This is a genomic window from Halomonas sp. TD01 (genome assembly GCF_923868895.1).
Taxonomy (GTDB): Bacteria; Pseudomonadota; Gammaproteobacteria; order Pseudomonadales; family Halomonadaceae; genus Vreelandella.
The window spans coordinates 3,043,730-3,068,578 of sequence record NZ_OV350343.1 but is presented as its reverse complement, the minus strand read 5'-3'; the positions used below and the strand labels follow the sequence as shown (position 1 = coordinate 3,068,578).

Below are 24,849 nucleotides of genomic sequence, written 5' to 3'. Positions count from 1 at the left end.
AAAGTCTTTTATTAACAACAGGAATCGACATGGGGTTATTAGGCACTGCTGCTCAGCGCATAGTATTTATCTTTTTAATGTCAAGCATGCTATCTCTGCTGGGCTGCGCTCAGCATAACAATACCGCTACGCTTTATGAGCGAATTGGCGGCCAATCGGCGATAAACACCATTGTTGAAAACCTACTTTATCGTATTGCCGAGGATGAAGATGTGGTTGGCTACTTCGCCAATACCAACATTGATTTGTTTGCTGAATCATTCGCCACTCAGCTTTGCGATATCAGCGACGGCCCCTGCCGCTACGATGGCCCGCCTATGGATCGCGCCCACCAAACGATGGGAATTACCGACGCTCACTTTAACCGCGTTGTAGAGTATTTAGATGACGCCATGCGGCGTGAAGGCGTTCCACTGTCAGCACGCAATGACCTGCTAGGTCGTTTGGCACCACTTTATGAAGATGTTATGCGGCTTCGCTGATATGCCAGTCATCACGTCCTGCGCTCTTTACCTGATAAAGCGCCTTATCAGCGGCTTCGTAAGCACTTGGAAAGGTTGTCTCCCCTGCTATAAATCGCACCCCCCCAATACTCAACGTTACTCTTTCATTGTCCGGATGCGAGGGATGTTTGAAATCAGCCTGCTCTAGAGCAGACGTCAATTGATCACAGTAATCAACCAATAACGCGTCATCATCGCAAGGCAGTACTGCAGCAAACTCATCACCACCTAACCGGTATAGTTTTGCACCTTCACCAAGCACATGTTTAAGAAGGCTTGCCAGGCGACGTAACAGCTGATCACCCTCGGGGTGACCCAACGAATCGTTGTACTGCTTGAAGAAGTCGATATCAACCAAGATCAAGGCAAGCGACGCCCCTTCTTTGGCGGCGACATCTTGATGAAGCGCACTGCGGTTACCTATGCCCGTCAACGGATCGCGCATCGCTTGCTGCATCCAGACCATTGTCTGCTCCGTGGCGCGCTCTGTGCGCCGCAGCTGTCGCTCATGCATTCCCCAAAACAGTAGCCCTAGTGCAAAAATCACCATACTGGAATAGGTCAGCACCTGATTATGTCGGCGTGTACTTTCAGAAAACTCATTAATTGCCATGCCACGCAGGTCGAGCTGGTTCATTTCAATGCTCGTTAAACAATCAATTGGCCCCAATAGTTCAGCCGCAGCATCAAATGGTGTCACGGCATACTCTTTCAGGCGTTCTGCGAGCAAGTTTAAGGTTTGTAAGCTAGCCTGCGTACAACTGTACTTTTGGCGGTATACCTCGACATCAATTAGCCCATAAGCAATATCGAGATTGAGCCTAACGGCTTGTCGTTGCTCGTCTTCAAAGGGCTGTTCGCTTAACAAATGTTGCTGAGCGAGCTGTAAATAGCCCCGCGACCTGGTCGCCAATTGCTGCCCTGTCAAATTGCCTGTTTGGCTGAAATACGCCTGTATTTCTGGATATACCCAGCGTGCTTCGTAAACAATCACCACCATCAACGCCATAAAGCTCATTAAGCTCAATGACAACCAGGTCACATAGCGTCTCTTCCTAGTCATAGGATCGGGAGGTAGCGATGGTATAGGAGGTGGAGAAGGTGGTGGTTCGATAATCACCACCGGGCCTCGATGCTGCGAATCATCCATATCCAGTCGTTGAATTCACGCAGGTTTTCGATATCACGCTGCTCATCATAAGCCTGTTCCACTAGTCGTAATGGGCCACGCGAACGCAGTGTAAGTGGCACTCCATCCTCTTCCGTGACCATTAACCACTTGGGGTCATTCCAGCCACTTAACGTCACTTCGTAATCATCCCATGCCGTAAAATGCAATGCGGGGGGTACTTCACCAAATTGATTAATCAGGAAACGACGAAATTCAAGCCCATGCATGTCTACTTCGCGCCCTTGAAAAGGGTCAAACACAGACAGTGTAATCGTAGATTGTTGGCGTAACTCGTTAATAGAGAGTGTTGTGGTTTTTTCGCCATTAATCACACTTAATGCCTGAGCATAGACCGGCATTGATAGCCAACTAAGTAATAGTAGGACGCAGGCGACACCAGCTTTAAGATAATGAGAAGCGCAGCAGCGTATGGCAACGATTGAAATAACAGCATTCATGGCAAACGGTTTCCTAGCGGTGTAATGCCTTATTGTGCTGCTAGGTACTTTACCAGACGGTTAACGTGAATACTCGGAAACAGTTTTTAACGAACAAAAAAAGCCGGCCCAAATGGGCCGGCAACAGGAAGCTCACTATTTAAAGCAAGCCCCCTCCCCTGACGACTATCACAACAAGCGGCGTTAATGCTTTTTACGTTCATCCTTACGAAGGTGGTCACGTACGACAAAGCCTACCCAACCAATCATAAAAACGATCATTAACGCGACAGTAACTAGACCGAAAATAACAGTATCATCCCAGTACATGGTGATCCCCTCCCGCCGTGATGTATGACACCATCCTAGTGCGTTAACACCAGCAGGAAGCTGACCTGGGTCAAGCTTTTCAGAGGGGTTATTTGCGGCCTGTCAGGAACTTGATATGGGTCAGTTTTTAACGCTTAAAGTACGCTGAAGACTTAAAATACGCGGTCAATTTTGAGCACGCTGACGATTTAAAGCCCCTGCCAATTTAAGGTCCTTGTAAATTTAAAGCATCTGAAACTCTTAACCCCTAGAAATTACAACTAAAGCACTTTTCGATCTTCTACTTTGCTGTGTTCAGTTCCTGGTGGCAGGGGGTGGCCTTTGGCCAGCTCCGCACGGGTCGCATCACGCACATCCAATACATTTACCTGGTAACGAAGCGTATGGCCAGCCAACGGATGATTAGTATCAACCGTCACCATGTCGCCATCGATACTCAGTACCGTAACGATTTGCGGGCCTGCTTCACCTTCTGTTTGGAAACGGCTACCCGGTTCGAGCACCGCGCTGCCAAACGACGCACGGCTCACCTCCTGCACCAAGTCTTCATTACGGATGCCGTAGGCATCAGCAGGCGCAAGCGTGACGCGCAGTTCAGCTCCGGCGGCTTTATCTTCCAAGGCTCTCTCTAAACCGGGCAAAATATTATCGTGTCCATGGAGGTACTCTAAGGGCTTATCACGCGCGTTGGAGTCATCTAGCACGCGGGTACTGCCATCGCTAAGCACATCGCTTAACACGTAGTGTAAAGTGACTACTTGATGGGCTGTAATCGACATTGAAAACTCCTCTCCGGTAAGCTACTGGCTTTGTCATGGATATCAGGCCTAGTCTATCACTGACCGGTTTTTAGCGGGCCTCGATGCAGACGTTTTCTTTCCTGGAGTGTTAATCAACATGCCCACCCCTATTCCCCAGCGCAGCTGGCTGGATGCGCTCGGTATTTACTGTCGCGCGCCTGTCATCACCATGCTGTTTCTAGGTTTTTCTGCAGGCCTGCCTTTTTTACTGGTGTTCTCAACCCTTTCTGCATGGCTACGCAGTGACGGTGTAGAAGTTGCCGCGATTGGCTTCTTCGCCTGGATTGGCATGCTCTACTCAATCAAGTTTTTTTGGGCGCCTATCGTTGACCGACTTGCACTACCGATCTTGACCCGCACGTTTGGCCAACGACGTGGCTGGATGCTGCTTGCCCAGGGGATGATTGCAGCAGGGCTAATTGGCTTGGCGGGAGTAAGCCCGGTAGGCAACTTAGGCTGGGTAGCGACCTTTGCGCTGCTGGTAGCCTTTGGCTCGGCCACCCAGGATATCGCCATTGACGCGTACCGCATCGAATCTGCAGATGACGACGTACAAGCAGCGATGGCCTCTACTTACATTATCGGTTACCGCGGGGGGCTGTTAGCGGCAGGCGCAGGTGCGCTCTATGTGGCATCCGCAATTTCCTGGAACGCAGCGTATCTCTGCATGGCTGCGCTTGTGGGTATTGGCGTACTTACCGTACTCATTCGACCTGAACCAAAGCGCGCATCGTTGACTGTTCAGCTCATTCACGAACCCAAGGTACGTGCCTTCATTCGTGCCAGCCGTGGCCAACCGAAAGTTTTGCGGCGTCTAGGTGCTTGGGTGATTGGTGCCATTGTGTGTCCTTTTACCGACTTCTTCCGCCGCTATGGGGTGAAGGCGTTGGGCATTTTAATCTTTATCGCGGTGTTCCGAATTAGTGATCTTGCCATGGCTTCTATGGCAAATCCGCTATATATCGATTTAGGCTTTTCGCTGGCCACTATCGCCAACGTCACCAATATTTTTGGTATTGCCATGAGTATTACGGGGGGAATTCTTGGCGGCTTGCTGGTCGCTCGCTACGGCATTGGGCCACTGCTAATCATTGGCGCAGGCTTTGTCATGGTGACCAACCTGCTGTTTGCCGCGTTAGCATTGATAGGTAATCAGCTTCCTATGCTGGTAGTGACCATTATTGGCGACAACCTTGCCAACGGCTTAGCCAGCGCTGTCTTTATTGCGTTTCTTTCCAGCTTAACCTCGCGGGCTTATACCGCCACCCAATACGCACTGTTTTCGTCGTTAATGACGCTACCAGGAAAATTTTTGAGCGGTTTTGGCGGGCTGGTCGTCACGGCTCAGGGATACGCCACCTTCTTCGTAGTGGCTACCCTGCTCGGCTTACCCGCCATTCTGCTAGCCATCTGGATCAGCCGAGATAAGCAACTGGTGCCTACCCCAGTGATCGCAGAAGCAAAATAAAACTAGCGATGATCCGCCAACCACGCCAGCGCGCCTGGCGTGGTGCGCCACTGGTCACGCATCAACGTACGATACTGCCACGCTTCCGCACGGGAACCGGGATCTACCTGACCATCCGCATGGGGCATAGAAGGCCGTGGATTCTCTGCACACAAAAGCTCAAGCGCATAGCGATTATGGGCGATCACATCCGCCAACGCTGCTTCGGCGGCATCGTGGTTTTCCAACCGATATAGCGCCAGCGTACGGCCCATCAATAACCCCAGCTCTAAAGAACCATCGTCCTTTTGTGGCTCATCAGTGAGCGCTAACGCTTCTTCATTGCGGTCATCCCGCAGCAATTGGTCAAGCACTAGCTCTCTCAACCCAAGGCTATCTTCCTGATCTATAGCTAGCAGCTCTTCAGCCAACTCGCGTGAGTGCTGGCGCGCTCCGCGCTCCATGCCCACCACCAGTGCAAGGCCAGTACGCAGCAGCATGGCGTTATCGGCATCATCCCAACACAGGCTGCCGTCACCGGCTGCACGGGCTTGTTCTAACCAGCGAGAAAGGCGCAGTGCCAGGGGTTCCAGCAGGCTCGGCGCCATCCACGGCAGGCTACCAAAGCGGCTGGTCAGCGCTAACGTTAAATCTTGCACTACCTGGGGCGCATCTAACCATTCTGGGTGGGCACATAGCTCAGACATCCACTCTATCGCGTTGCCCCAGGGGTCATCGCGAAAGCCCAAGGCGACCTCTTCATCGACCATGACTTGAAACTGTTCGTGCCAAGCCGCAAACAGGGTTTCTTCACGAGCGGTGGTGGTGTAGTGCAATCTACCGGAATCGGCATCTTGCTCAATGGTAAGCTTGGGTGCGATAGGGAGTGACGCCAACAGCGCCTGTAGCGATACTAGCGGCGTCGCCATATCTTCTTCGGCGCTCAACAGCTGGTCGGCCAAGGTGGCACCAGGATTTTCAGCTAGAGCAGCCAGGAATTCGAGCTGCTCTTCATCCAAGTCGCCCTGGCGAACCAAGCGACGGTACCAGAAGTTAGCTCGCTCTTTGGCCTCTTCCTCATGACCTTCATGCAGCAGCAACATGGCTTCAATGTAGGCTAGCGTCGGTGAGTCCGGTAGTGCCTGCTGGGCTTTCACGAACGCAGCGCGAGCGCTGTCTAAGTCATCGTTATCCAGGTGCATGAGGCACAACCGCTCAAGCGCCACGCCGCGCAAAAACAGTGGACCGCGTTCCATAACGTCATCAAGCAGGTCAGCACGTTTGCGGGTAAACCCGCGCTCTTGATAGATATCTAACAGAATTTCGAAAGCAGGCTCGGCCTGCTCCGGCAGTCGCGACCAATCACTACCGTCGAACAGTGACTCAAGAATCTGCATTGAACGACCGGTTTGACCGCTTTCAGCAGCAATTAGCCCGGCTTCTAATAACGCCTGGGCAGGTGCTTGCTGACTTTCCAGCGCCGCTTTCAGCGTAGCGCCTTTCCACTCACGCAGGGAAAGCATCCACATCATCTGCTCAGGAATATCCGTGGGGAAGTCAACGCGGTAGCAGCACTGTTTGAATTTACGCCCTGAATCACACCAGCAAGGCTCGTTACGCCCTGGGGTGGCCAATGGTTCGTTCGCAAAATTAAGCCGCTCTAGCGGCGTTTGCGACCATAAAATAGGCGCAAGCGCCTGGGCAGTTGCCACATCGCCATTAAACGAATCTGCGCCTTCGGCACGTACCCAGGTCATAAAATCGGGGTAGTGTTCCTGTTTCCTAATTGCCGAGAGTGCCCCAGAGGCAAATCCCAGCAGTTGATCGACCCATACCGCCAGCATTGCCGTCTCCACTGTCTTCAAAACGCGATTGAAAAGCGCAATAGTCTAGCATGACAGGCGGCGCTCCCGCAGCGGCAATTAGTTATGGTCTACGCGCCCAGGCTAGCAGCGGCTCGGTGCGCGTATGCATATCCAGACGCGCTTTCAGACGTACTAAGTTCCAATAGTGTCCATTCAGTGCCCGGGAGAGCAGCAACGTATCCGCAGGCGGCTGCAGCCGATCCATGGCAGCCCACACTTTTGGCGTTAGCTCGCGCAGGCGGCGGTGTACCCGCACATCGCTGAAGTCCTGCTCACCAGGGGAGAATAGGGGTGACACGCACTCAGCGGACTCTCGATAAAGAGCCAGCGGCGCGCCCTGCCCCTGGCGGCCGCCCATTTTCATTAACGCATCATCCATTGCCATCGGATCTTGCGCCAGGGTGGCATCTAATAACTGCATCATGGCTTTTAGACGCGCTTCAGGCACAGGTATGACCGCACCAAAATCGTAGATGACCAAGCGCCCTTCAGCATCCGCCGCAAAGTTACCGGCATGGGGATCGGCATGCAGCTCTCGATAGGTGAACAGCTCCTCGGTTATCCAATCAGCCAACGCCACGGCCACTTTCTGACGAGTGCCATCATCGGTGTTTTCTAAATCCCGCAGCGGTGTGCCACCCACGTAACGCATCGCCAACACATGCTGCCCGGATAACTCAAACAGTGGTTCGGGTATGACTAACTGAGGGTTATCCTGATACCGCTCGCGATAGCGAGCCAGCGCTCGTGCTTCAGCGTGATAATCCAATTCTTCACGAAGCCCTGCCGCTAACTCTTCAAACAACGCATCCAAACGCGCTTGGGGCACTTTGAACCAGCGGCCCAACCCCATGATTCGTTTTACCTGCTTTAGGTCGCTTTCCAACACATCCGCAAGCCCAGGGTACTGCACTTTCAGCACCACGGTTTCACCCTCATGGGTGACGGCTTTATGCACCTGCCCCATGGAAGCACTGGCAAACGGGCGCTCTTCTATATGGCTAAAATACTGGTTAATGTCGCCGTATTGCAGTACCAACGCGTCACGGATACGCGGCCACGGCATAGGTTCTGCCTGGCGCTGCAGGCGAGCAAGCTCATTAGCTAGGTCTGGGGGCAACAGGTCATCCCACTGAGACATAACCTGCGCCAGTTTCATGGCCGGCCCCTTTAACTCCGAAAGCCCTTCAAACAGCGCTTCACCAAGCGCCCGCCAATCAGCTTGACCACCTAGACGAGTTTTCAGCAACGCCCCGCCAGTGCGGGCACCCAGACCCAATAAACGTCGTGTTCTGCCGCGCTCGCGCATGGAAATCGCCTCATTAATTGCTTTTTGACAGCTTACTCAATTTGCTAATTTTATACAAAAACTATACACAGAAATAAATTCATCCATCTACAAAACAACCCACTAGCCATCTATCACACGGGCTAGACGCTAACCTGTTGCGGGTTCTGCTAAGATGGCAACTTGTTGTTTCCAGACGTCAGGGTCAGACACTGTATGCGCTTGATTATCGCCGAGAAACCCAGCCTTGCACGGGCCATAGCCGACGCGTTGCCCGGCAGTGCAAAACGCCAGGATGGCGCTATGATCTGCGGCGACACCACCGTCACTTGGTGCCTAGGCCATTTGCTAGAACAGGCCCCGCCCGAGGCTTACGACCCTGCTGATAAACTGTGGCGACTAGACCGGCTGCCCATTGTGCCGCAGCAGTGGAAACTAATGCCGCGCCCTAAGGCGCGAGGGCAACTGGCAGTGATTCGCAAGCTGATTAAGCAGGCTACCAGCGTTGTGCACGCTGGCGATCCAGACCGCGAAGGCCAACTACTGGTGCAGGAAGTAATTGAGTACATGAAGTATCGCGGCCCTGTTCAGAGGCTGCTGATCAGTGACCTTAACAAACCCGCCGTGAGCCGTGCACTTGCCAAGCTTCGCTCCAATATGGAATACCAGCCGCTGTTTCAAGCGGCACAGGCGCGCTCGCGTGCTGACTGGCTTTACGGCATTAACTTAACCCGCGCCTGGACGCTAACCGGCCGCCAAGCAGGGCATGACGGCGTGCTTTCCGTTGGCCGTGTGCAAACCCCTGTACTGGGGCTGATCGTGCGCCGCGACAATGCCATTCGTGATTTCAAGCCTCACCCGTTCTACCCGCTATGGGTGGATTTACAGGTGGCACAAGGTCAGCTGCGCGCCTGGTGGGCACCCAAAGAGCACCAGCCCTTAGATGAGCAAGGGCGGCTGATCGATCGCACCCCCGCCGATGCCTTAGCAGCACAGCTTCCTGGCGCACGGGGCACCCTAACCACCCTCGATCAACAGGAAAAGCGACAAGCGCCGCCACTACCCTATTCGCTCTCCGCGTTACAAGTAGATGCCGCGCGCCGCCATGGGCTTTCCGCACAGATGGTGCTGGATATTTGCCAGCGGCTTTATGAACAGCACAAGTTAATCACCTACCCTCGCTCCGACTGCCGCTACCTGCCCGAAGAGCATCTAGCGCTGGCCCAGCGTAGCTTGAGCAGCGCCTGCCAAAACGATGACACGCTGCGTCAGTGGCTGGGTGGTGCTGACTTTACCCTGCGCTCAAAAGCCTGGAACGACAAACAGGTAGGCGCGCACCATGCCCTAGCGCCCACCGGCAAGCCCGCAGACTTTAGCCAACTTGCCGCCACTGAAGGCCATGTATTTCGGTTAATTGTGCGCAATGTGATGGCGCAGTTTTATCGGCCGCTGCGCACCTTTGAGGTGAAAGCAGAGTTCACCCTGCTAGATGAAGCTTTCCGTGCCCGCGGCCAGAGCATTCTTGATCACGGTTGGAAGCCACTCTTCACCACTCGCGACGAAACTCCCCCGCTACCGCCGCTCACTCAGGGGGAAGCCTGCCAAGCGCTTGGCGCAGGCGTTGAGGAGAAAGAAACTCGCCCGCCAGAGCCGTTCACTGATGCCAGTTTAATTAAAGCGATGATGAACATTGGCCGCTACGTGGATGACCCTAACGTGCGCCGTACGCTACGTGACACCGACGGCCTTGGCACCGAAGCAACCCGTGCAGGTATTATTGAAACGCTGGTGCAGCGTGGCTACTTGGTACGTCAGCAAAAAGCCCTGCGTGCCACTAAACTCGGCTGTGCGCTGATTGCCGCCTTGCCAAGCGCCGTAAGCACGCCAGAACGCACTGCGCTTTGGGAACAGCGGCTTAGGGCGATCTCAGAACAGCAGGATGACCCCGGCGCATTTCAGCAAGCACTCTTGGATGATCTACGTGGCCTGCTCACCCACAGCGATGCGGCCAAGCTCAGGCAGAGCCTGCAGACCGCCCAAGGTGAGGCCGGTGGGCAGGTAAAACGTACTGGTAAGTCGAGAAAAAGCTATGCGAAGAGGAAAAGTACCGGAGCCAGGAAAAAGCCGGGCTGAAGGGAAGTCTATGAGTGCGCTGTTCTTACTCAGCGCTGACAAATAAGTTGCTGGAGACGGTTGAGCTCCTCCTAATTGATCACGGTTTATAGCTGACTTTATTAGCCACCTGCAATCATCATATTGCCGACCAAACCAAGCAAGAAGCCAGTAACTGCACCTACTGCGGGCATACTATGATGTGCAAGCTTAGATTCTGGTGCAATATCCTGGAAAACTAAGTAAAGAATTCCCGCACTGGCGAACAGCATTAAAGCGCCCATCAACTCATCATACTGAGACAGCAAGTAATACCCTGTGGCAGCCGATGCAGGCCCCACTAACGCTAAACCACTAAAAGCTAGCACGATTTTATTTGATGAGAGTTGAGAGTTACTGCTTAACTCCTCAAAAGCATTAAACCCTTCAGGTAGGTTTTGTAGAATCATTAGCAGCGCCAGCAATAAGCCAGCGCTTCCTCCAGCGGCGAAGGCTGCGCCTAAAGCAATGGCTTCTGGAACAAAATCAGAAAGCATCGCAACCAGTTGACCAACAGAGCTGTTCAGCCTACTTAAGAAAGTATCCAAAAGATAAAAGCACACCCCTCCAGCGGCAAAGCACACCGCGGCCAATAAAGGAGACAGCTTGCTCGCCCCCTCAGGAACTAGCACCAAAGCGACTGCCGATATAAGCGCACCCCCGCCAAAAGCAACGATGAAATGCCGCCACGAAGTACCCAAGAAGTAAGGATGCACAAGATCAAGTCTAGCGAGCAACGCCCCCGTGGGCATCGCCGCGCCAGCCAGCAATGATAATAATAAGATATACGTAATTTCAGTCATCGATATTGGTTATCACTTTTCTTATAGACCTTAACCTTCAAGCACTACTCTCACTACTTTACAGCTCATCCGACAACAGTGGCGGCATCGGGCAATCGAGAATATCTGCCATTACCCGGAACAACTCAGCTTCGGCTGGTCGAATATGTCCGCTATGCTCAATGCAACGCGCCATGGCTTGCAGAAGAACGGGCTTATGCAGCGGCTTCAAGCGCCGTAAACGTTCCACGGCCAAGCTTAATGCCTGCATATCACTTACTTCGTCAATGGCAGACAATGCGAACGGCAGCTCACTTTCCGCTGCGTTAAGCGCTGCACTAATCTCGTCAGAATTATCTTGCCCCGCCGCCGCTAACACATTGAGTAGACGCTGGCATTCTGGCTGCAAATCGCTGAGTTTAAGATGAGAGAGCCCGCTGTTCTTTTCGCCCAGATTGTTCAGCAGCAGTTGATACAGCGTCCATTCAAACAAGCTGACGTGGCCATCCGCGTTGATCAACCGCTCCATACAGAGACGAAAGTGCTGAGCTTGTTTTACGGAAAGCGACTTTAATGCTGGTAGTGCCAATTCAACCAATGGTAGACGTAACTCGATATTCAGCCTCAATACCTCGGGGCCAATATCCATCAGCGCTCGATAAACATCTGGCAAGGCAATTTGTTGCAATGCCTCTAACTGCTGCTCACGAACTGAGTGTTCATCGCTTAGCAGCAGCGCATAGATTAATGCACGGGCGGTATAGGGTTCATGGGCAGCGGTTCTAATCCGTTCTGGCAATGCCTCTATTGTTGCTCTGGCCTGTGCAAAATGACGCTGACTGGGCTGACCAATAGCGTTAATGGCCGTTTGAGCAGAAGCTGCGGTTAATACAGCAGTCAACGTCCCTCTGCTTAGCTTCGCATCAGAACGGTCGTCACTGCCACCTTCACTATCTACTGAACCATGGGCGTCATGATCATTGTGCTGCGGGGGCCAGCGAACCTCAAAGCGGCCATCCCAGTCTGGCATTACCCGCTGAATACGATTTTTAAGTGGCGGGTGGGTTGCCATCATACGAGTAAACCCCAGCTTTATGCCCTGGCCGAAAAACAGATGGCTGAATTCCGCTGCCTGCGGCGCTTTCAAGTAAGAGCCCTGGGTATGCGAGCCAATCTTGACCAGCGCATTACCTATGCCATGAGGGTTACGGGTGAATTGTACCGCTGAAGCATCCGCCAAATATTCGCGCTGACGACTGACCGCTGACTTAATGAGATTGCCAAAGAAAGTGCCCGCATAGCCGACCACCATTAGCGCCGCCCCCAAGCCCAAAATAACCGCAGCTGAGTTATCGCGCTTATTGCCGCCCACCCGTCGAAAACGCATACTGCGTAGCAACATACCGCCTAATAGACCAATCAACAGAATGCCGTGCAGCACACTGACTAGGCGTATGTTCAGCCGCATATCGCCGTGCAGAATATGACTAAACTCATGGGCCACAACTCCTTGAAGCTCTTCCCGTGTCAAATTACGGATGGTGCCACGGGTAATGCCAATCACCGCATTATTCGGTTGATGGCCAGCCGCGAAGGCATTAATACTCTCCTCTTCAACGACATAAACGGAAGGCACCGACGTGCCCGATGCAATCGCCATCTCTTCAACCACATTGAGAATGCGCCGCTCATCAGCATCGTGGGTATTTAGATTAATCTCACGTCCACCAAGCGCTTCAGCGACTGCTCGACCACCACCACTTAACTGACGTTGTTTGAATAAACCGCCTAGCACCACAACAGCCAGCACCGCAATAGCAACGCCAGCGATAAGCTCAACCGATAATGCAGACCACATCCCTTGAGTTGAAAGACTGGTTTGTGCGCCCGATTGCCCCCCGTTCATCAAATGAAGCGCAATAGAGATCGCCAGCGAAGTCACAACAATCAGCGCTAACACTGCCAGCACTAACAAGACAACCAGATGCCAGGTTTTGCGCCGGGCATGTTCCTGAGCAGTAAAAAAATCCATGTACTTCTCGCTCCTGCGCAATAACTTAGAACGATACCTTCGGTGCCACCTGGATCTGAGCGCTGTCTTCAAACTCTAGCAGCGAAGCATCTTGACCATGCCCAAACATGCCAGCCACCGCCACTGGGGGGAAGCTCTGCCGATAAGTGTTGTAGTGCATCACCGCATCGTTAAATGACTGACGCGCAAAAGCCACCTTGTTTTCCGTGCTGGTGAGCTCTTCTGACAGCTGCATCATATTTTGCGAGGCTTTCAGGTCTGGGTAAGCTTCCATGACCACATTGAGCCGTCCCATCGCCTGAGTTAGCGCACCTTCAGCACCACCAAGGTCAGCAATTGCTTTGGCGCTACCAGGGTTTGCTGCTGCCGCCTTTAGCCCCGCAGCGGCTGTATTGCGGGCCTCGATAACGGATTGCAGCGTTTCCCGTTCATGGCTGAGGTAGCCCTTGGCAGTCTCTACCAAGTTAGGAATTAGGTCGTGTCGCCGCTTTAGTTGTACTTCAATTTGAGCAAAGGCGTTCTCAAAGCGATTTTTCAACGAAACAAGCCGGTTATAGATACCGACGACGTAAAAAACGATAACGGCGACGATTACCAAAACAATAATTAGTGTAAGCATTTTGATCCATCCTTAGAGTTAGCTTTAGTTAGTGGAAAAATAATAGCATTTGAGCTTCATAGGCGTATTAACGGAAGCGCGCATTTGGCCGCACGACAAACCAACTGGCCAGCACCAAGCTACCAAACAGGGTGTAAGCTACGATAAACACCCACTCTGGCAAAGTGAAATAGAGCAGGCTCTGCAGCCAGTATTGAATAAAAGAGCCCGCATAAGTACCCGCCCCAGCCTTGGCCCGTAGCGCCATTTCCCACGTGGTTAGTGGACAAACGATACCAAGCCACGCCTGCACGACCACATAGCCAATGGCACACAAATGAATGACACGGAATGTCCGATGGCGTACCCACTTCCATTGCAGAAAATACCCTACATAGATAGCCACCAAGCTAAAGACGACAAACGCCACAAACAGCACATGGAGAACCAGTACCGAATCCGCCAGAAGCAATAGTAACGTTTGTTGAGTCATAGTCATCTACGTCATCCTCAAAAAGTGATCAACCTCCCTATCGACAAATGGCTAATTAAATTAGCCGATATTGAATAACGAACCCATGTACGCTGTGACCTGTATCATCGACTGTGGCCATAAGCCTGTCGTTATTACCCTGACGCCGCTCTCTTTTAAACAACAATCAATAGCATCAAGGAGTTATTAATGACCACACTTGTCACATTACGTGAACTTTCAGGGCTTGAACTCACCCCTAGCAAGCTTTCTGAGTCTGCATTAATCCTTATCGACTGCCAAAACACCTACCGGGAAGGCGTCATGCAGTTAGAAGGCGTAGAAGAAGCCCTGCTAGAAGCCAAAAAGCTCCTCGAAAAAGCGCGCGGAGCAGGCATTCCGATCATTCATATTCAGCATGATAGTGGTGAAGGATCGCCTTACGATATCAAAGCACCCATAGGGCAGATCGCGGATATAGTAAAGCCGATAGACGGCGAGCCAGTTATCATTAAATCGTTTCCCAACTCCTTCGTTCAGACCGATCTTGAAGCACAGTTGAAAAAGGCCGGCTGCAACAAACTGGTGCTGGCTGGTTTCATGACCCATATGTGTGTCAACTCCACTGCCCACGGTGCATTCAACCTTGGGTTTGAAGTGACAGTAGTTGCCAGTGCGACCGCTACCCGCTCGCTTCAGGCTGACCAAGGCAAGACGTTGTCAGCTAAAGCGGTTCATGAGGGGGCGTTAGCGTCAACGCGAGATCTGTATGCCGCAGTGGTAGATACCGTCGACGATCTCCCCGTTTAATAAGTGGGGAGATCGTTTCACTGATGCGCGGCGAGGAAGAGTTGTTATAGCGTCTAAATTGTTAGGGCGTTTGCGCTTCGTCGCGCATCACTCTGAGCGAAGTGATTTCAATGGTAAGCGCATCACGCGTTTTTTCTAAGTCACTTACCTGCTCACCGACCGCGGCAAGCTGGGTATTGGCCTCTTCAAGTTCAGTGTTGAGCGCCTCAAGGTCTTCTTCAGCCTGCCTCCGAGCCTCTTCTGCATCTTCTTGCGACTGTTGAGCGGCATCGCGGGCTGCTTCAGCCTCTTTTTTATCCGCATCTACCTCGGCGTATGTTTCATTCAATTCTTCTAAGCGGCCCTGCTTTTCGTCTACTTGCTCATCTAGGGTGGCAACCTCTTCTTCGCGAGATTCACGCTCACCCCGTAAAGCGCTCAAATCTTCTTCAGCATTGGCGATGTCTGCTCGCGTTGAAGCACGTTCGGCCTCAGCCTCGGCCTGCTCAGCCTCAAGGGCGTTCATTCTCTGCTGTAAGGTTGCTAGGTCAAGCTCCGCGGCTTCAACATCAGACATCTGCGCCTGAATCTGCTGATGCTCTCGCTCAGTTTCGGCCAAGCGCGCTTCGAGCGCTTCCTTACTGTCTTGTCGCGACCCTGCGATAGTGTGCGCGACGATAGCCCAGACCACCGCAATAATGGCGATGACTAAGATCACCTTTACCCGGTTGTCGCTCAACAGTTCAATCGTTGATGGTTTAGTAGTCCCTGTCATTGGTGCATTCCTCTCGCTTAAGGGCTATCGCTACTATGATGGCTAACATATGAACGCTAGCGGTTCTTTAACTGATCCATTGTTAATATGAAGGAAAGTTCATGGTTCGGCTAGGAGCGACCATTCAACACATACCAATTTAGCGCTTGAATTAACTGCCCCAATTATCTCAATACGCCCACCGGGCACTTCCCACTCATTGCGGTCATTGAGCGCCAGCACCACCTCGACAGGCGGAAAAACCAAAACAGCGCGTTGCCAGAAACTCCCCCTTACCAACAGGGACGGTACAAGTGGTGAAATCTGGGTCTGCCGACACCAGCGCCATAAAACTAGCCATTTCATCGGCATGAGAAGTGGCGTTATCCACCACAAGAAGCCCACCTTCTCTCAAGACCCGCTTAATATTCGACCACCACTGCACATACTCAGAACGGTTAGAATCGAGAAAGAGCAGATCGAATGAAGAATCGTCCACGCTTTCCAGCAACTTGCCAGCATTACATTGCAGCGGGGTAATATAGTCAGAAAGCCCCGAGCGCTCAAAATTCGTGGCTGCCAGATCGAACTTGTATTCGGAAAGCTCTACTGTCGTGACGTGCCCGGAAATCTTCTGAGCTGCCTGGGCAAACCACAACGTGGAATAGCCATTAGAGGTACCAATTTCCAGTACTCGTTTTGCGTTCGTGGCTTGGGTGAGTACTGAAAGAAACTCCCCCGTATCACGGGTAATATTGAGCATACGATGCGGGCGATCAGAAACGGCGGCATCGTTTTGTTGGCCAAACTGCTCTAACTCAGTTAGTAACTCGCTTAATGATTCGCTCACACGCCCCCCTTGGCGCTCCAAACAACTTTCACATAGCCACCCGTTACAATCCTGTGCCACCCCTTTTTTGATCACCTGCCCATGCCCGAACATCGTAGTGAATTGGCTTACCAAGTCTCTTCGGAGCCTGGCGGCCCCACTTCGACCTGTATATCCGGCGCAATATCCACCACGCCTTCAATGCCCTTCAGCCGATCAGCTGTGGCAGTATCTGCTGATCCTGTAATGCAGCCAATTTCCTCAAGCACATCCCTAATGGTTAAGCCTTCTTCACTCAAGCGCGTGGCTATTTCCTTAATCGATTGATCGCTTGAAATCGTCACTATCCAGAGCTCTATTTTCTCCATCGATTTTACCTTCGAAATCTGTTCCCTGAGCAGGACCGCGTGGGTTATCTGCCCAGCGAGAATCTGCCGACATTAGGGCGCCTGAACCAACCCCGCCCCTACGCGGGCGTCGGGAAATGGCAGTTTCCGTGCTGAAGACAGCAGTCGCCGCCAGAGATTCATTCCGCGCAGCGAGGAGTCGGACTGAGCCCAAAGCGCCGCGCAGCCAGCAACGTGTGGTGTTGCCATACTGGTTCCGCTAATCGTTTTAAAGTTAACCGGCCGAGGCCATGACGAGAACACATCCCGCCCCGGTGCCGCAATGTCGACCTTACCAAAATTTGAAAAACTGGATGGCCTTAAGTTTGGGTCAAGCGATGCGACAGACATAATGGTTGGCGAATTGGCAGGCGCCCCCGTTTTCATCGAAGCATTACCAGCGGCGGCGATAATAAGACATTCATTGCGAAGTGCCGCCGCGCCGGCATGGGTGTAGGCTGCCTGCGCTGGGCTCTGACTACCAAGGGACATCGAGATAACCTCGCATCGATTGGCAATCGCCCAATTCATTCCTGCTAGCACCCCTGCGCCAGTGCTGCTGCCTGAGTTGGTCAGCACCTTGCCAACGAAAACCCGCGCATCGAAAGCGACACCATAACCTGGAGTGCTTCCTGAGGAGGCCCTGGGCCCACAAGCGGTGCCAATACAATGGGTTCCGTGCCCATTGATATCTTGAACCGGCTGCCCTACGAATGAGCGGCTGTCGAAGGGTCTGTCGGCAAAGTCTGGGTGCCCACAATCCATTCCCGTATCTAGCACGGCGACCTTAATACCGGCGCCACTCCAACTATTTTGTGGAACCCTGCATTTAGCTAATCCCCAGGTCGCCCCGATGACTTCATCGTCAAGATTTTCTTCGGTTTCCCCCGCACCACGATCAACGCCAAGATCCTGAGCAATGGTGCTCGCTGCCCGCAAAAAGCCGCGCAGATACTCCGAGTTTTCCGAGAAGGCAAAATATTCAGGCTCGATAATTTCTATCGGGCCTTCCGTTAAAACAGCATCATTCACGCTCATCCCATGCTGTTGTAGGGCATCGCCACCCACGAGCGCGACGCCGATCTCAGGAAACACCATTACTTCAGCGTCACCGGCATCTTCCAAGCTAACTGCTTGATCTGCAAAGTCACGGGCGTCGGCGACTCGAAATTTTCGGTCTTTGAGTGTTTTGATGCCCTCCTCTAACATCCCGTCTCGGTAACTGATGAGAAAACGACCTGTTTCAAGGCAGTGGTTACCCCGTTCCAGTGCCGCTAATAGCAGCTGTTCGGCTCCGCACGACACAGAGTTGAGCGACTCACTCCCCGTAGACTTACCGCCGCCATTACCCTTAGGTTTTGTCGCCATCGTAGGTTCCTTTTCGCTTGGCTCTATGAAGATGTTGGTCGAATTCGGCGGCAAGGCGTTGTAAGAAAACTGCCTGCGCCAGACGACCAATCCGAGCCGGTGGGTCGGCCTCGAAAGATGGTAACGCGTAAAATGTCGGTTCCATCTAAATTAGAAACTTAACGATTTCAGCTTAACCCACATAACGAACTTCGCCAGTTGGATGATACCGTCGACGACCTCACCGTTTAATAAGTGAAGAGCTCGTTTAGCTCGATGTGCGGCGGGGTGTGCTTTATTAAGGCGTTTGCGCTTCGTCGCGCGTCGCTCTGAGCGAAGTGAATACAAGAGCGTCCGAGTGCTACGTTTGGCTAATTGGTTTGCTCAATATTGGCACGGCGCTTCCGCGCTTGCTCTGTCATTTGCTCCTGGCGTTCCTCCAGGGAGTTCAATCCGAGACGCGCACGGCGTTCATTAACCGTAGCGGAATCTTCAATGGGAAAGGGTATTGGCCATCCATTTTCATCAACATCGAACTGGGTGCCGTAGTACTGAAGTTTGCCAGTTAAAGTACGCACTCGATCCTGAAGGAATGCCAACTGCCAACCCATCACATCTTTCTTAGCAACTGCATCTTCTAGTAAGCCGACGCATTTCGCCATAAACTCAGGATCTGAAACAGAATGCTGAGCGACTAGCCAAGCAGCTTTGGCAGCTTCCTCCCCCACTTGCGACATACCAGGCCAGCCGTCACTACTAATGATCTCCTTCAGACGGCCAGCGTGCTGCTCATGCAGTGATTTCATTCGTGGATGGTATGACTCAGAGGGCAGCTCACCTGAATCGAAGAGCTGCCGCAGCACCCGCTGGTCTTCCTGCATCATTCCGACCAATTCATCTGCCAGGTGTTGATCCATGCAAGCCTCTCCAGTTAACGCCCGCAGCACGCGCGGTGAATAGACTTCGCATAGCCTATGGGCAAATTATTAGGTAAATCATCGATTGGGAACGTTTCAATCTTGTGATGCTCGTGACTCACTACAGGGGTAAATTGCCCAATCAAACGACAGCTATAAGTGACGATGAACACATATTTATCCGGTACCACTTCAAATAGGTAAGTATCGACAAGGTTAACTGCCTCAACATCGATACCAAGCTCTTCCTTAAATTCCCGTGCCAAGCAATCGGTAGAGTTCTCTCCAATCTCAATACGCCCACCGGGTAATTCCCACTCCTTGCGATCATTGAGCGCCAGCACCACCTCGTCAGAGGGTAAGATCAAAACACCTTTTATTGATACAGGAAACATAGTGTTCTCTCATCTTCATCTAGGCTTAGCCAAGCCGTGATAAGGGCTGCCTTTAACCACCACAGCGTGTTGCCAGGAATTCACCCTTGCCAACGGGTACGGTGCACGTGGTGAAATCGAGGTCTGCCGATACCAGTTCGATAAAAGCTGCCATTTCGTCTGCATGAGAAATGGCGTTATCTACCACAAGAAGCCCACCCTCTCGCAGAACTCGCTTGATAGTTGGCCACCACTGCAAATAATCCGAACGGTTAGAGTCGAGAAAAAGCAGATCGAACGAAGAATCATCCATGCTTTTCAGCAGCTCGCCAGCGTCACATCGCAGCAGGGTAATGTAGTCAGAAAGCCCCGAGCGCTCAAAATTCGTGGCTGCCTGATCGAACTTGTATTCGGAAAGTTCTACTGTCGTAACGTGCCCGGAAATCTTCTGAGCTGCCTGGGCAAACCACAACGTGGAATAGCCATTAGAGGTGCCAATCTCCAGTACTCGTTTTGCGTTCGTGGCTTGGGTGAGTACTGAAAGAAACTCCCCCGTATCACGGGTAATATTGAGCATACGATGCGGGCGATCAGCAATGGCAGCATCGTTTTCCTGGCCAAATTGCTCTAACTCAGTTAGTAACTCGCGTAATGATTCGACCACACTTGCCCCCTAGCAATCTAAACAGCTTTAAAACGAGAGCCGACTAGTCAGCCTCAGAAGGTGCCAAAATGTTATGTATACCTAATTTAGAAACTTAACGTTTTAAGATTAACGCATTTAATGAACTTCGCCAGATTAATCGAAGGTCTGAAATCGGCCAAAAGCGGTCTTTTAGGTGTCACTGATGTAGCGCTTTAACGCCCGCCATCACCGGTGACAAAACCGGCGCGAACCACAGGTTTTGGCGTCCGGTGCATGGCGTGGTTAGGAATCACTTTCGATCACTCCCAAAAGCTTCTTAAACTCACTTCCCAGTTCGTTTAACACTGGCGGCACCTCCTCGCGCAAACGTTTGTAGGATTGCATCCAGAGACCGGTCTCGTCCGACTTATACTCCTCGTTCCCCATCTGCGCAGTATCAAACTCGATTAAAACGTCTCGCAAGGTACCTATCAGCGTTTCAGCTTTGTCAGCGGCATCATTGGGAAGGAATATCCGGTTTTGGTAAAAATAAGCACTCATGTCATTATAAATTTCGGCTGTTCGCTTCTTTTTTTCAGTGAGCGGCTGGCTACCCTGCTGAAAGATGCCTACAAGATCGGCAGCTGAAGATTTGCTCTTGGCGATTTTTCCATACAAGTTCGCTATCACCTCTGCTTGCCGTTGATGGATCGTCGAAAATCGCTGCTGGTGCTCGAAATTTGCACGATCTAGCTCGCTTTTATAGTGCTGAATATCTCGGGCAAAACCTTGCGAAATAACTGTTTTGAGTATCCAGGCGACAGCCGCCACTACCAATGTTGGGGCGACGATAAGGCCTGCAAGTTGTTGCCAGTATTCTTCCATGTGTATTCCTAACGCGTGCGCTCAGCCGCGGACAGGCCGCGTAGCGGGCTGGCCGTCGGATGCAGCGCCTTGTTGGGGCAGGCTTCGGGGATGGCTATCGAGAATCGATGACACGGCTGCCGGACGCGCTGGAGGGGGCTCGGCGACCAGCGCCGCAGGGTTGTAGAAGAAGACAATGACGAAAGCAGCAAGTGCCCCGCCAGCCTTTAGCCATCCAGAGATCTGCACTTCAAGGAATCCGCTAAACGTGCCAGTAAAGCCACCCACGGCTACCGCTAAGACTATACGGAATACCTGATACTGAAATGGCGTCGGATTCGGAACGATCAGCGCAATCACGAGGATCGTTATGAGAAAAGCCACACCGAAAATTGCGGCGAACATCTTCTCCGCACCCTTGCTCATGGCAGCCACCGTGTTGAATGTGAAGGTGTGACTAGCTTGTTCTTTTCCGGGCTTCGCGATCTGCGTTCTATGCAGGCGGTACGAGGCGCTTATCTCTAGTGTGTCATCAGGGTGTAGATCACGGATGCTCCCATGCCCTTCTGCCATAGGAACTTCCCCCACTTCTTCGCCATTTACCTTAAACGTGATTCGAGGTCCGAGAAGCGGCCTCCCATCTGCGTCTCGAACGCTTACGTCAAAGTCACGGTTTCCGCGAGCCATTGCCATCTATGCACAAATTCGCACAGTAGAGTTGCCGACCGCGCAGACAACGCAAGGCTGACCAGAGGTACCGTCGGCGCAGCGGGCTTCGCGCTTTCCCCCCGTAACGCGCTGACGCGACGTGGGCAACGAGAACGTGTGGGATGATCGATCTGCGCCAATTGTCGTCTGGGCTTCGTAGCCATCAGCTTCGATTAGAACTGTCACAGGTCCCAACGAAGCCGGATATCGGATTGTGGCTTCTCCGTCGGACTCTTCGATCCCGCCGAGATATGCGTCGCGAGCATATAAGTTGATGGTTACTCCATAGAACACCTGGCCAGCGCCGTCCAATACTTGAATGCGAAACTGATGCATTGGGGACGCCTTTGGCATGGGCGCGCCCGCTGATCCTGACGACATAGTAGGTCTCCATTTTGTAGTACTTCATCATCGCAACTTAAGTCTTGCCCATTCATTCTAAGTCCCAACAGCGTATTAGACGGCGCGTTCTATTATTGAATCAACGTGCTGGCACTTTTTTCCGGAAAATGCAGCCTGCCAGATTCTCTGCAGTGATGCCTGGCAGTTTATGGCGGGCGTCCTGCCCGCCACCCTCCGGGCCGTTGCTTCGCAACGTTCAAATCCGCTCCCGGCGGATTTGTCCTACTCAGGAGAGCGTTCACCGACAAACAACAGATAAAACGAAAGGCCCAGTCTTTCGACTGAGCCTTTCGTTTTATTTGATGCCTGGACTAGTATTAAGCGAATGCAAAATCGGATTTCAGAATGTCTTGCAGATTCAGTTTACCTTTCGGCGGCAGCGCCGGCATTTTATCCAGCTGACTTTCATGCAGTTGGTCAGCGAACTGTTCATAAAAATCTGCCAGCACGTCATTGTTTTCGTACATATTAACCATGGTTTCGCGCACAGCTTTAAACAGGTTCGGAACATCTGCCGGGATCGTGCCGAAGGAGTCGTGAATCAGGGCAAAACTTTCCACGTTATATTTTTCGCGCGCGTAGACAACGGTCATACGCAGGTGATTGCCATCTTGGCTATGCACGAAGTTCGGAGAGATACCGCTTTCCTGTTTATGGGCATCAATGGAACAGTCAGAGCTCGTTTCTTTCATACGCGCATCGTAATAACTACCCAGAAACATCAGGTGAACGCGTTTTTGTTTCGGTTTACGATATTCCTGCCACACCGGGAAACCATCCGGGGTGACCCAATGAACCGCGCAGCGTTTACGCAGAACTTCTTTGGTTTTCTTGTCTTTCACTTCGGCCGCCATCAGTTTGGCCGATGATTGCAGCCATTTCATCGCACCCACAGCTGCCACGACGGTAACGCTCACGGCTTCCCAAATGCGTTTCGCCATAAAGGAGGCCGCTTGACTCGGATTGGTGAACATGGCGCCTTTACCCGAATCGATCGCCGGGCGAATCGTATCTTCCAGAACCTGGTCACGAAAGCCATATTCTTTTGAACCGTAGGCCAGGGTCATCACAGAGCGTTTGGTCACGCTACGCGTGACGCCAAATTCCAGCCACTGACGCGCCAGTTCTTTTTCGCCCAGGCGATAACGTTCGATAATTTCACCGGTAGATTTATCGGTCACCGTGTCGGTGTAATTATCCGTGCCGTTGATGACCAGTTCTTTCAGAGCTTCATTAACTTTATCTGCCACGATACCATAAATGTCCTGGACGGTTTCGCTCGGCAGCAGGTTAACAGCGCGGCCACCAATGTCATCACGCAGCATTGCGGAAAAGTGTTGGATGCCCGAACATGAACCATCCAGGGCAATCGGCAGACTGCACACCCAGCCCAGACCTTTTTTGGTGACCTGGGCATATTCGAAACAAAACGCCAGGAAGCAAAACGGAGAATCTTGTTCCGTCCACCACAGATTGTCCAGCGGGCTTTCCGCGCACTGCATAATATTGTCGTGGTTATCTTCGATGAATTTAATACGTTCCGGAAAGGTCACTTTATCGACGCCAGCCGTGTTTGCACCATGGATTTTCAGCCAGTAAAAGCCGTCTTTACCAATCGGTTTACCTTTGGCCAGGGTCAGCAGGCCTTTAACCATATCATTACCCTGCGGGTTGAACATCGGCAGTGCATAGACGCGGCCACGCCAGTCCATATTGTACGGGAAGTAGATTGCTTTTTTGTTAGAGAATTTGTTAGCTTGTTCCAGTGCAAAGGACATACTCAGATAGCGGCTTTTACGCTGTTCATCTTTGCGGTAAACAGCTGCGGCTTCGCGTTTCCAAGAACGCAGCGCTTCTTCGTTGGTATCGATGTCATCCGGACGCTGCGGCAGTTCCAGTTTATCAATGCTCGGCATGTCTTTGACCGGGTTGTTTTTCCATTTAACCAGTTCGTTAACCACCGCCAGCACTTTGCGGTTGATACGCCACGGGGTTTCCTGGGCATAATTAATCGCTTTGTAGACTTCCGGCATATAAACATCTTCGTAGCGATACAGTGCTTTGCGCGTATGGGTACGGATCAGAGCGGTCGGTTTACGACCGTTTGCCCAGTAGCCACCGCCCGTAATGCTCACCCACGGTTTCGGCGGGACAACACACGGTTGATACATCGGCGAGATGCCAGCCAGTGACTGTGCGCGGGTGGCCATCGCTTTCACGTATTCTTCTGCGATGACAATACGATCCATTTCTTCAAAGTTGCGTTTTTCACGCAGTTCAACCAGGCCCGTGGCTTCAATCAGTTTTTCCAGCATCGAGATACCAATATTCATCACATCGGTTTTGTTCCACGTGCCCCATGATTCACCGCCCAGCAGACCTTTGTCCAGCATATCCGCTTCCACGACACTCAGAAAGGCTTTGCGATACGCGGTGCCGCGACGTTTATTCAGGTTTTCTTCAGCGCATTTTTTAAAGTGTGCCATTTCCAGTTCGCGGATACGGCCGAAACGTGCTTCATCTTCGATGGAACTACCAATAGCGTATGCCAGCGGCTGCATAAAGGCGTCATCTTTACCCGCCAGTTTATTCAGAACCACTTTGATGGTAATGAAGGCCAGCGTTTCCGGTTTGATATCTTTCAGATGGGTATAAGCAATCGGTTTGCGGCCTTTTTTATTCGGATCTGCCCATTCGTTCAGCCAGTCGGTAATACGCTGCGTGACTTTCGGCAGCAGCGTGATAATCAGCGGTTTGGCAACAGAGCTATCACCAAATTCTTCCGCTTTTTCCTGGCGTTCCAGCATTTTGCGGAAACGTTCTTCGCCCATCACATAGCTTTCGTGTTCCAGTTGCAGCTGTTCACGGGCCAGATCCGCACCGTAATGGTCCGCCAGGGTGTTAAACGGGATCGCAGCCAGTTCAACGTCCGAGAAATCATTTTTGTTCACCGCCGCCGCAATTGACATATAGACGAC

At 52.1% G+C, this 24,849-nt stretch carries 24 protein-coding genes; 4 read left to right on the top strand and 20 right to left on the bottom strand.

The genetic code is table 11. The annotated features are described in order from the left end of the window. The first annotated feature begins 29 nt into the window (after positions 1-29). The gene (locus tag L1X57_RS13705) at positions 30-482 is read left to right on the top strand and encodes a group I truncated hemoglobin (RefSeq protein WP_009724617.1); all 453 of its coding nucleotides are present in this window, start codon (positions 30-32) and stop codon (positions 480-482) included. Here the strand turns inward: L1X57_RS13705 and L1X57_RS13700 are convergent. The 4 genes from L1X57_RS13700 to L1X57_RS13690 all read right to left on the bottom strand — a co-directional run bounded on the left by L1X57_RS13700 (position 466) and on the right by L1X57_RS13690 (position 3,220). Then, on the bottom strand, positions 466-1,545 hold the full coding sequence (locus tag L1X57_RS13700) for a GGDEF domain-containing protein (protein ID WP_009724616.1): 1,080 nt from the start codon (positions 1,543-1,545) through the stop codon (positions 466-468). The genes L1X57_RS13705 and L1X57_RS13700 overlap by 17 nt on opposite strands. A gap of 74 nt (positions 1,546-1,619) precedes the next feature. Beyond that, positions 1,620-2,132, bottom strand: a complete 513-nt coding sequence (locus tag L1X57_RS13695; RefSeq protein ID WP_009724615.1) for a hypothetical protein — start codon at positions 2,130-2,132, stop codon at positions 1,620-1,622. A gap of 183 nt (positions 2,133-2,315) precedes the next feature. Beyond that, a complete protein-coding gene (gene ccoM, locus L1X57_RS18825; protein WP_009724614.1) occupies positions 2,316-2,441 on the bottom strand; it encodes a cytochrome c oxidase subunit CcoM in 126 nt (41 codons plus the stop codon). A 260-nt stretch (positions 2,442-2,701) separates the two neighbouring features. Next, positions 2,702-3,220 (bottom strand): FKBP-type peptidyl-prolyl cis-trans isomerase, encoded by a 519-nt coding sequence (locus L1X57_RS13690; RefSeq protein WP_009724613.1) that lies wholly within the window; start codon positions 3,218-3,220, stop codon positions 2,702-2,704. Between the two features lie 118 nt (positions 3,221-3,338). On the opposite strand from L1X57_RS13690, the gene L1X57_RS13685 reads away from it, so the two are divergent. Beyond that, positions 3,339-4,709 carry an AmpG family muropeptide MFS transporter gene (locus L1X57_RS13685; RefSeq protein WP_234667761.1) on the top strand — a complete coding sequence of 457 codons (1,371 nt, stop codon included), beginning with the start codon at positions 3,339-3,341 and terminating at the stop codon, positions 4,707-4,709. 2 nt (positions 4,710-4,711) lie between these two features. Here L1X57_RS13685 and L1X57_RS13680 read toward each other — a convergent pair whose 3' ends face one another. Both L1X57_RS13680 and L1X57_RS13675 read right to left on the bottom strand, forming a co-directional pair. Beyond that, positions 4,712-6,532, bottom strand: a complete 1,821-nt coding sequence (locus tag L1X57_RS13680; protein ID WP_009724611.1) for an SEC-C domain-containing protein — start codon at positions 6,530-6,532, stop codon at positions 4,712-4,714. An 82-nt stretch (positions 6,533-6,614) separates the two neighbouring features. After that, complete coding sequence (locus L1X57_RS13675) at positions 6,615-7,862, bottom strand: ABC1 kinase family protein (RefSeq protein ID WP_009724610.1); 1,248 nt, start codon at positions 7,860-7,862, stop codon at positions 6,615-6,617. A 195-nt stretch (positions 7,863-8,057) separates the two neighbouring features. Between L1X57_RS13675 and L1X57_RS13670 the strand changes: the two genes are divergently transcribed. Further along, complete coding sequence (locus tag L1X57_RS13670) at positions 8,058-9,974, top strand: DNA topoisomerase III (RefSeq protein ID WP_009724609.1); 1,917 nt, start codon at positions 8,058-8,060, stop codon at positions 9,972-9,974. Between the two features lie 101 nt (positions 9,975-10,075). On the opposite strand, the gene L1X57_RS13665 is transcribed toward L1X57_RS13670, so the two are convergent. The 4 genes from L1X57_RS13665 to L1X57_RS13650 all read right to left on the bottom strand — a co-directional run bounded on the left by L1X57_RS13665 (position 10,076) and on the right by L1X57_RS13650 (position 13,903). Further along, positions 10,076-10,795 carry a ZIP family metal transporter gene (locus tag L1X57_RS13665; protein WP_009724608.1) on the bottom strand — a complete coding sequence of 240 codons (720 nt, stop codon included), beginning with the start codon at positions 10,793-10,795 and terminating at the stop codon, positions 10,076-10,078. A 58-nt stretch (positions 10,796-10,853) separates the two neighbouring features. Then, the gene (locus L1X57_RS13660) at positions 10,854-12,806 is read right to left on the bottom strand and encodes a M48 family metallopeptidase (protein ID WP_009724607.1); all 1,953 of its coding nucleotides are present in this window, start codon (positions 12,804-12,806) and stop codon (positions 10,854-10,856) included. 25 nt (positions 12,807-12,831) lie between these two features. Beyond that, the gene (locus L1X57_RS13655; protein ID WP_009724606.1) at positions 12,832-13,425 is read right to left on the bottom strand and encodes a LemA family protein; all 594 of its coding nucleotides are present in this window, start codon (positions 13,423-13,425) and stop codon (positions 12,832-12,834) included. A 67-nt stretch (positions 13,426-13,492) separates the two neighbouring features. Continuing rightward, a complete protein-coding gene (locus L1X57_RS13650; RefSeq protein ID WP_009724605.1) occupies positions 13,493-13,903 on the bottom strand; it encodes a DUF2784 domain-containing protein in 411 nt (136 codons plus the stop codon). Between the two features lie 183 nt (positions 13,904-14,086). Here L1X57_RS13650 and L1X57_RS13645 point away from each other — a divergent pair, with 183 nt between their 5' ends. Continuing rightward, a complete protein-coding gene (locus tag L1X57_RS13645) occupies positions 14,087-14,686 on the top strand; it encodes a cysteine hydrolase family protein (protein ID WP_009724604.1) in 600 nt (199 codons plus the stop codon). A 61-nt stretch (positions 14,687-14,747) separates the two neighbouring features. Here L1X57_RS13645 and L1X57_RS13640 read toward each other — a convergent pair whose 3' ends face one another. From L1X57_RS13640 to L1X57_RS13595, 10 genes are all read right to left on the bottom strand, one after another. Beyond that, a complete protein-coding gene (locus L1X57_RS13640; RefSeq protein WP_009724603.1) occupies positions 14,748-15,440 on the bottom strand; it encodes a hypothetical protein in 693 nt (230 codons plus the stop codon). Between the two features lie 205 nt (positions 15,441-15,645). Then, positions 15,646-16,269: an O-methyltransferase gene (locus L1X57_RS13635; RefSeq protein WP_039869788.1), complete on the bottom strand. Its 624-nt coding sequence runs from the start codon at positions 16,267-16,269 to the stop codon at positions 15,646-15,648. A 107-nt stretch (positions 16,270-16,376) separates the two neighbouring features. Further along, positions 16,377-16,616, bottom strand: a complete 240-nt coding sequence (locus tag L1X57_RS13630) for a hypothetical protein (RefSeq protein ID WP_009724600.1) — start codon at positions 16,614-16,616, stop codon at positions 16,377-16,379. A gap of 72 nt (positions 16,617-16,688) precedes the next feature. After that, positions 16,689-18,002, bottom strand: a complete 1,314-nt coding sequence (locus L1X57_RS13625; RefSeq protein WP_009724599.1) for a S8 family serine peptidase — start codon at positions 18,000-18,002, stop codon at positions 16,689-16,691. 350 nt (positions 18,003-18,352) lie between these two features. Then, on the bottom strand, positions 18,353-18,898 hold the full coding sequence (locus L1X57_RS13620; RefSeq protein ID WP_009724598.1) for a DUF6624 domain-containing protein: 546 nt from the start codon (positions 18,896-18,898) through the stop codon (positions 18,353-18,355). A gap of 14 nt (positions 18,899-18,912) precedes the next feature. Then, complete coding sequence (locus L1X57_RS13615; RefSeq protein ID WP_009724597.1) at positions 18,913-19,293, bottom strand: NUDIX hydrolase; 381 nt, start codon at positions 19,291-19,293, stop codon at positions 18,913-18,915. 52 nt (positions 19,294-19,345) lie between these two features. Further along, positions 19,346-19,936: an O-methyltransferase gene (locus tag L1X57_RS13610; RefSeq protein WP_009724596.1), complete on the bottom strand. Its 591-nt coding sequence runs from the start codon at positions 19,934-19,936 to the stop codon at positions 19,346-19,348. Between the two features lie 264 nt (positions 19,937-20,200). Next, positions 20,201-20,782: a hypothetical protein gene (locus tag L1X57_RS13605; protein WP_009724595.1), complete on the bottom strand. Its 582-nt coding sequence runs from the start codon at positions 20,780-20,782 to the stop codon at positions 20,201-20,203. 21 nt (positions 20,783-20,803) lie between these two features. Then, a complete protein-coding gene (locus tag L1X57_RS13600) occupies positions 20,804-21,334 on the bottom strand; it encodes a hypothetical protein (RefSeq protein ID WP_143759790.1) in 531 nt (176 codons plus the stop codon). Between the two features lie 854 nt (positions 21,335-22,188). Further along, positions 22,189-24,840 (bottom strand): DNA-directed RNA polymerase, encoded by a 2,652-nt coding sequence (locus tag L1X57_RS13595; protein ID WP_015992287.1) that lies wholly within the window; start codon positions 24,838-24,840, stop codon positions 22,189-22,191. Positions 24,841-24,849 lie beyond the last annotated feature (9 nt).

Excerpts from the sequence above, each read along its gene's own strand:
- L1X57_RS13705 (WP_009724617.1), top strand. The coding sequence starts at position 30 with ATGGGGTTATTAGGCACTGCTGCTCAGCGCATAGTATTTATCTTTTTA.
- L1X57_RS13695 (WP_009724615.1), bottom strand. The coding sequence starts at position 2,132 with ATGAATGCTGTTATTTCAATCGTTGCCATACGCTGCTGCGCTTCTCAT.
- ccoM (WP_009724614.1), bottom strand. The coding sequence starts at position 2,441 with ATGTACTGGGATGATACTGTTATTTTCGGTCTAGTTACTGTCGCGTTA.
- L1X57_RS13690 (WP_009724613.1), bottom strand. The coding sequence starts at position 3,220 with ATGTCGATTACAGCCCATCAAGTAGTCACTTTACACTACGTGTTAAGC.
- L1X57_RS13685 (WP_234667761.1), top strand. The coding sequence starts at position 3,339 with ATGCCCACCCCTATTCCCCAGCGCAGCTGGCTGGATGCGCTCGGTATT.
- L1X57_RS13680 (WP_009724611.1), bottom strand. The coding sequence starts at position 6,532 with ATGCTGGCGGTATGGGTCGATCAACTGCTGGGATTTGCCTCTGGGGCA.
- L1X57_RS13675 (WP_009724610.1), bottom strand. The coding sequence starts at position 7,862 with ATGCGCGAGCGCGGCAGAACACGACGTTTATTGGGTCTGGGTGCCCGC.
- L1X57_RS13670 (WP_009724609.1), top strand. The coding sequence starts at position 8,058 with ATGCGCTTGATTATCGCCGAGAAACCCAGCCTTGCACGGGCCATAGCC.
- L1X57_RS13665 (WP_009724608.1), bottom strand. The coding sequence starts at position 10,795 with ATGACTGAAATTACGTATATCTTATTATTATCATTGCTGGCTGGCGCG.
- L1X57_RS13660 (WP_009724607.1), bottom strand. The coding sequence starts at position 12,806 with ATGGATTTTTTTACTGCTCAGGAACATGCCCGGCGCAAAACCTGGCAT.
- L1X57_RS13655 (WP_009724606.1), bottom strand. The coding sequence starts at position 13,425 with ATGCTTACACTAATTATTGTTTTGGTAATCGTCGCCGTTATCGTTTTT.
- L1X57_RS13650 (WP_009724605.1), bottom strand. The coding sequence starts at position 13,903 with ATGACTATGACTCAACAAACGTTACTATTGCTTCTGGCGGATTCGGTA.
- L1X57_RS13645 (WP_009724604.1), top strand. The coding sequence starts at position 14,087 with ATGACCACACTTGTCACATTACGTGAACTTTCAGGGCTTGAACTCACC.
- L1X57_RS13640 (WP_009724603.1), bottom strand. The coding sequence starts at position 15,440 with ATGACAGGGACTACTAAACCATCAACGATTGAACTGTTGAGCGACAAC.
- L1X57_RS13630 (WP_009724600.1), bottom strand. The coding sequence starts at position 16,616 with ATGGAGAAAATAGAGCTCTGGATAGTGACGATTTCAAGCGATCAATCG.
- L1X57_RS13625 (WP_009724599.1), bottom strand. The coding sequence starts at position 18,002 with ATGGCGACAAAACCTAAGGGTAATGGCGGCGGTAAGTCTACGGGGAGT.
- L1X57_RS13620 (WP_009724598.1), bottom strand. The coding sequence starts at position 18,898 with ATGGATCAACACCTGGCAGATGAATTGGTCGGAATGATGCAGGAAGAC.
- L1X57_RS13615 (WP_009724597.1), bottom strand. The coding sequence starts at position 19,293 with ATGTTTCCTGTATCAATAAAAGGTGTTTTGATCTTACCCTCTGACGAG.
- L1X57_RS13605 (WP_009724595.1), bottom strand. The coding sequence starts at position 20,782 with ATGGAAGAATACTGGCAACAACTTGCAGGCCTTATCGTCGCCCCAACA.
- L1X57_RS13600 (WP_143759790.1), bottom strand. The coding sequence starts at position 21,334 with ATGGCAGAAGGGCATGGGAGCATCCGTGATCTACACCCTGATGACACA.
- L1X57_RS13595 (WP_015992287.1), bottom strand. The coding sequence starts at position 24,840 with ATGTCAATTGCGGCGGCGGTGAACAAAAATGATTTCTCGGACGTTGAA.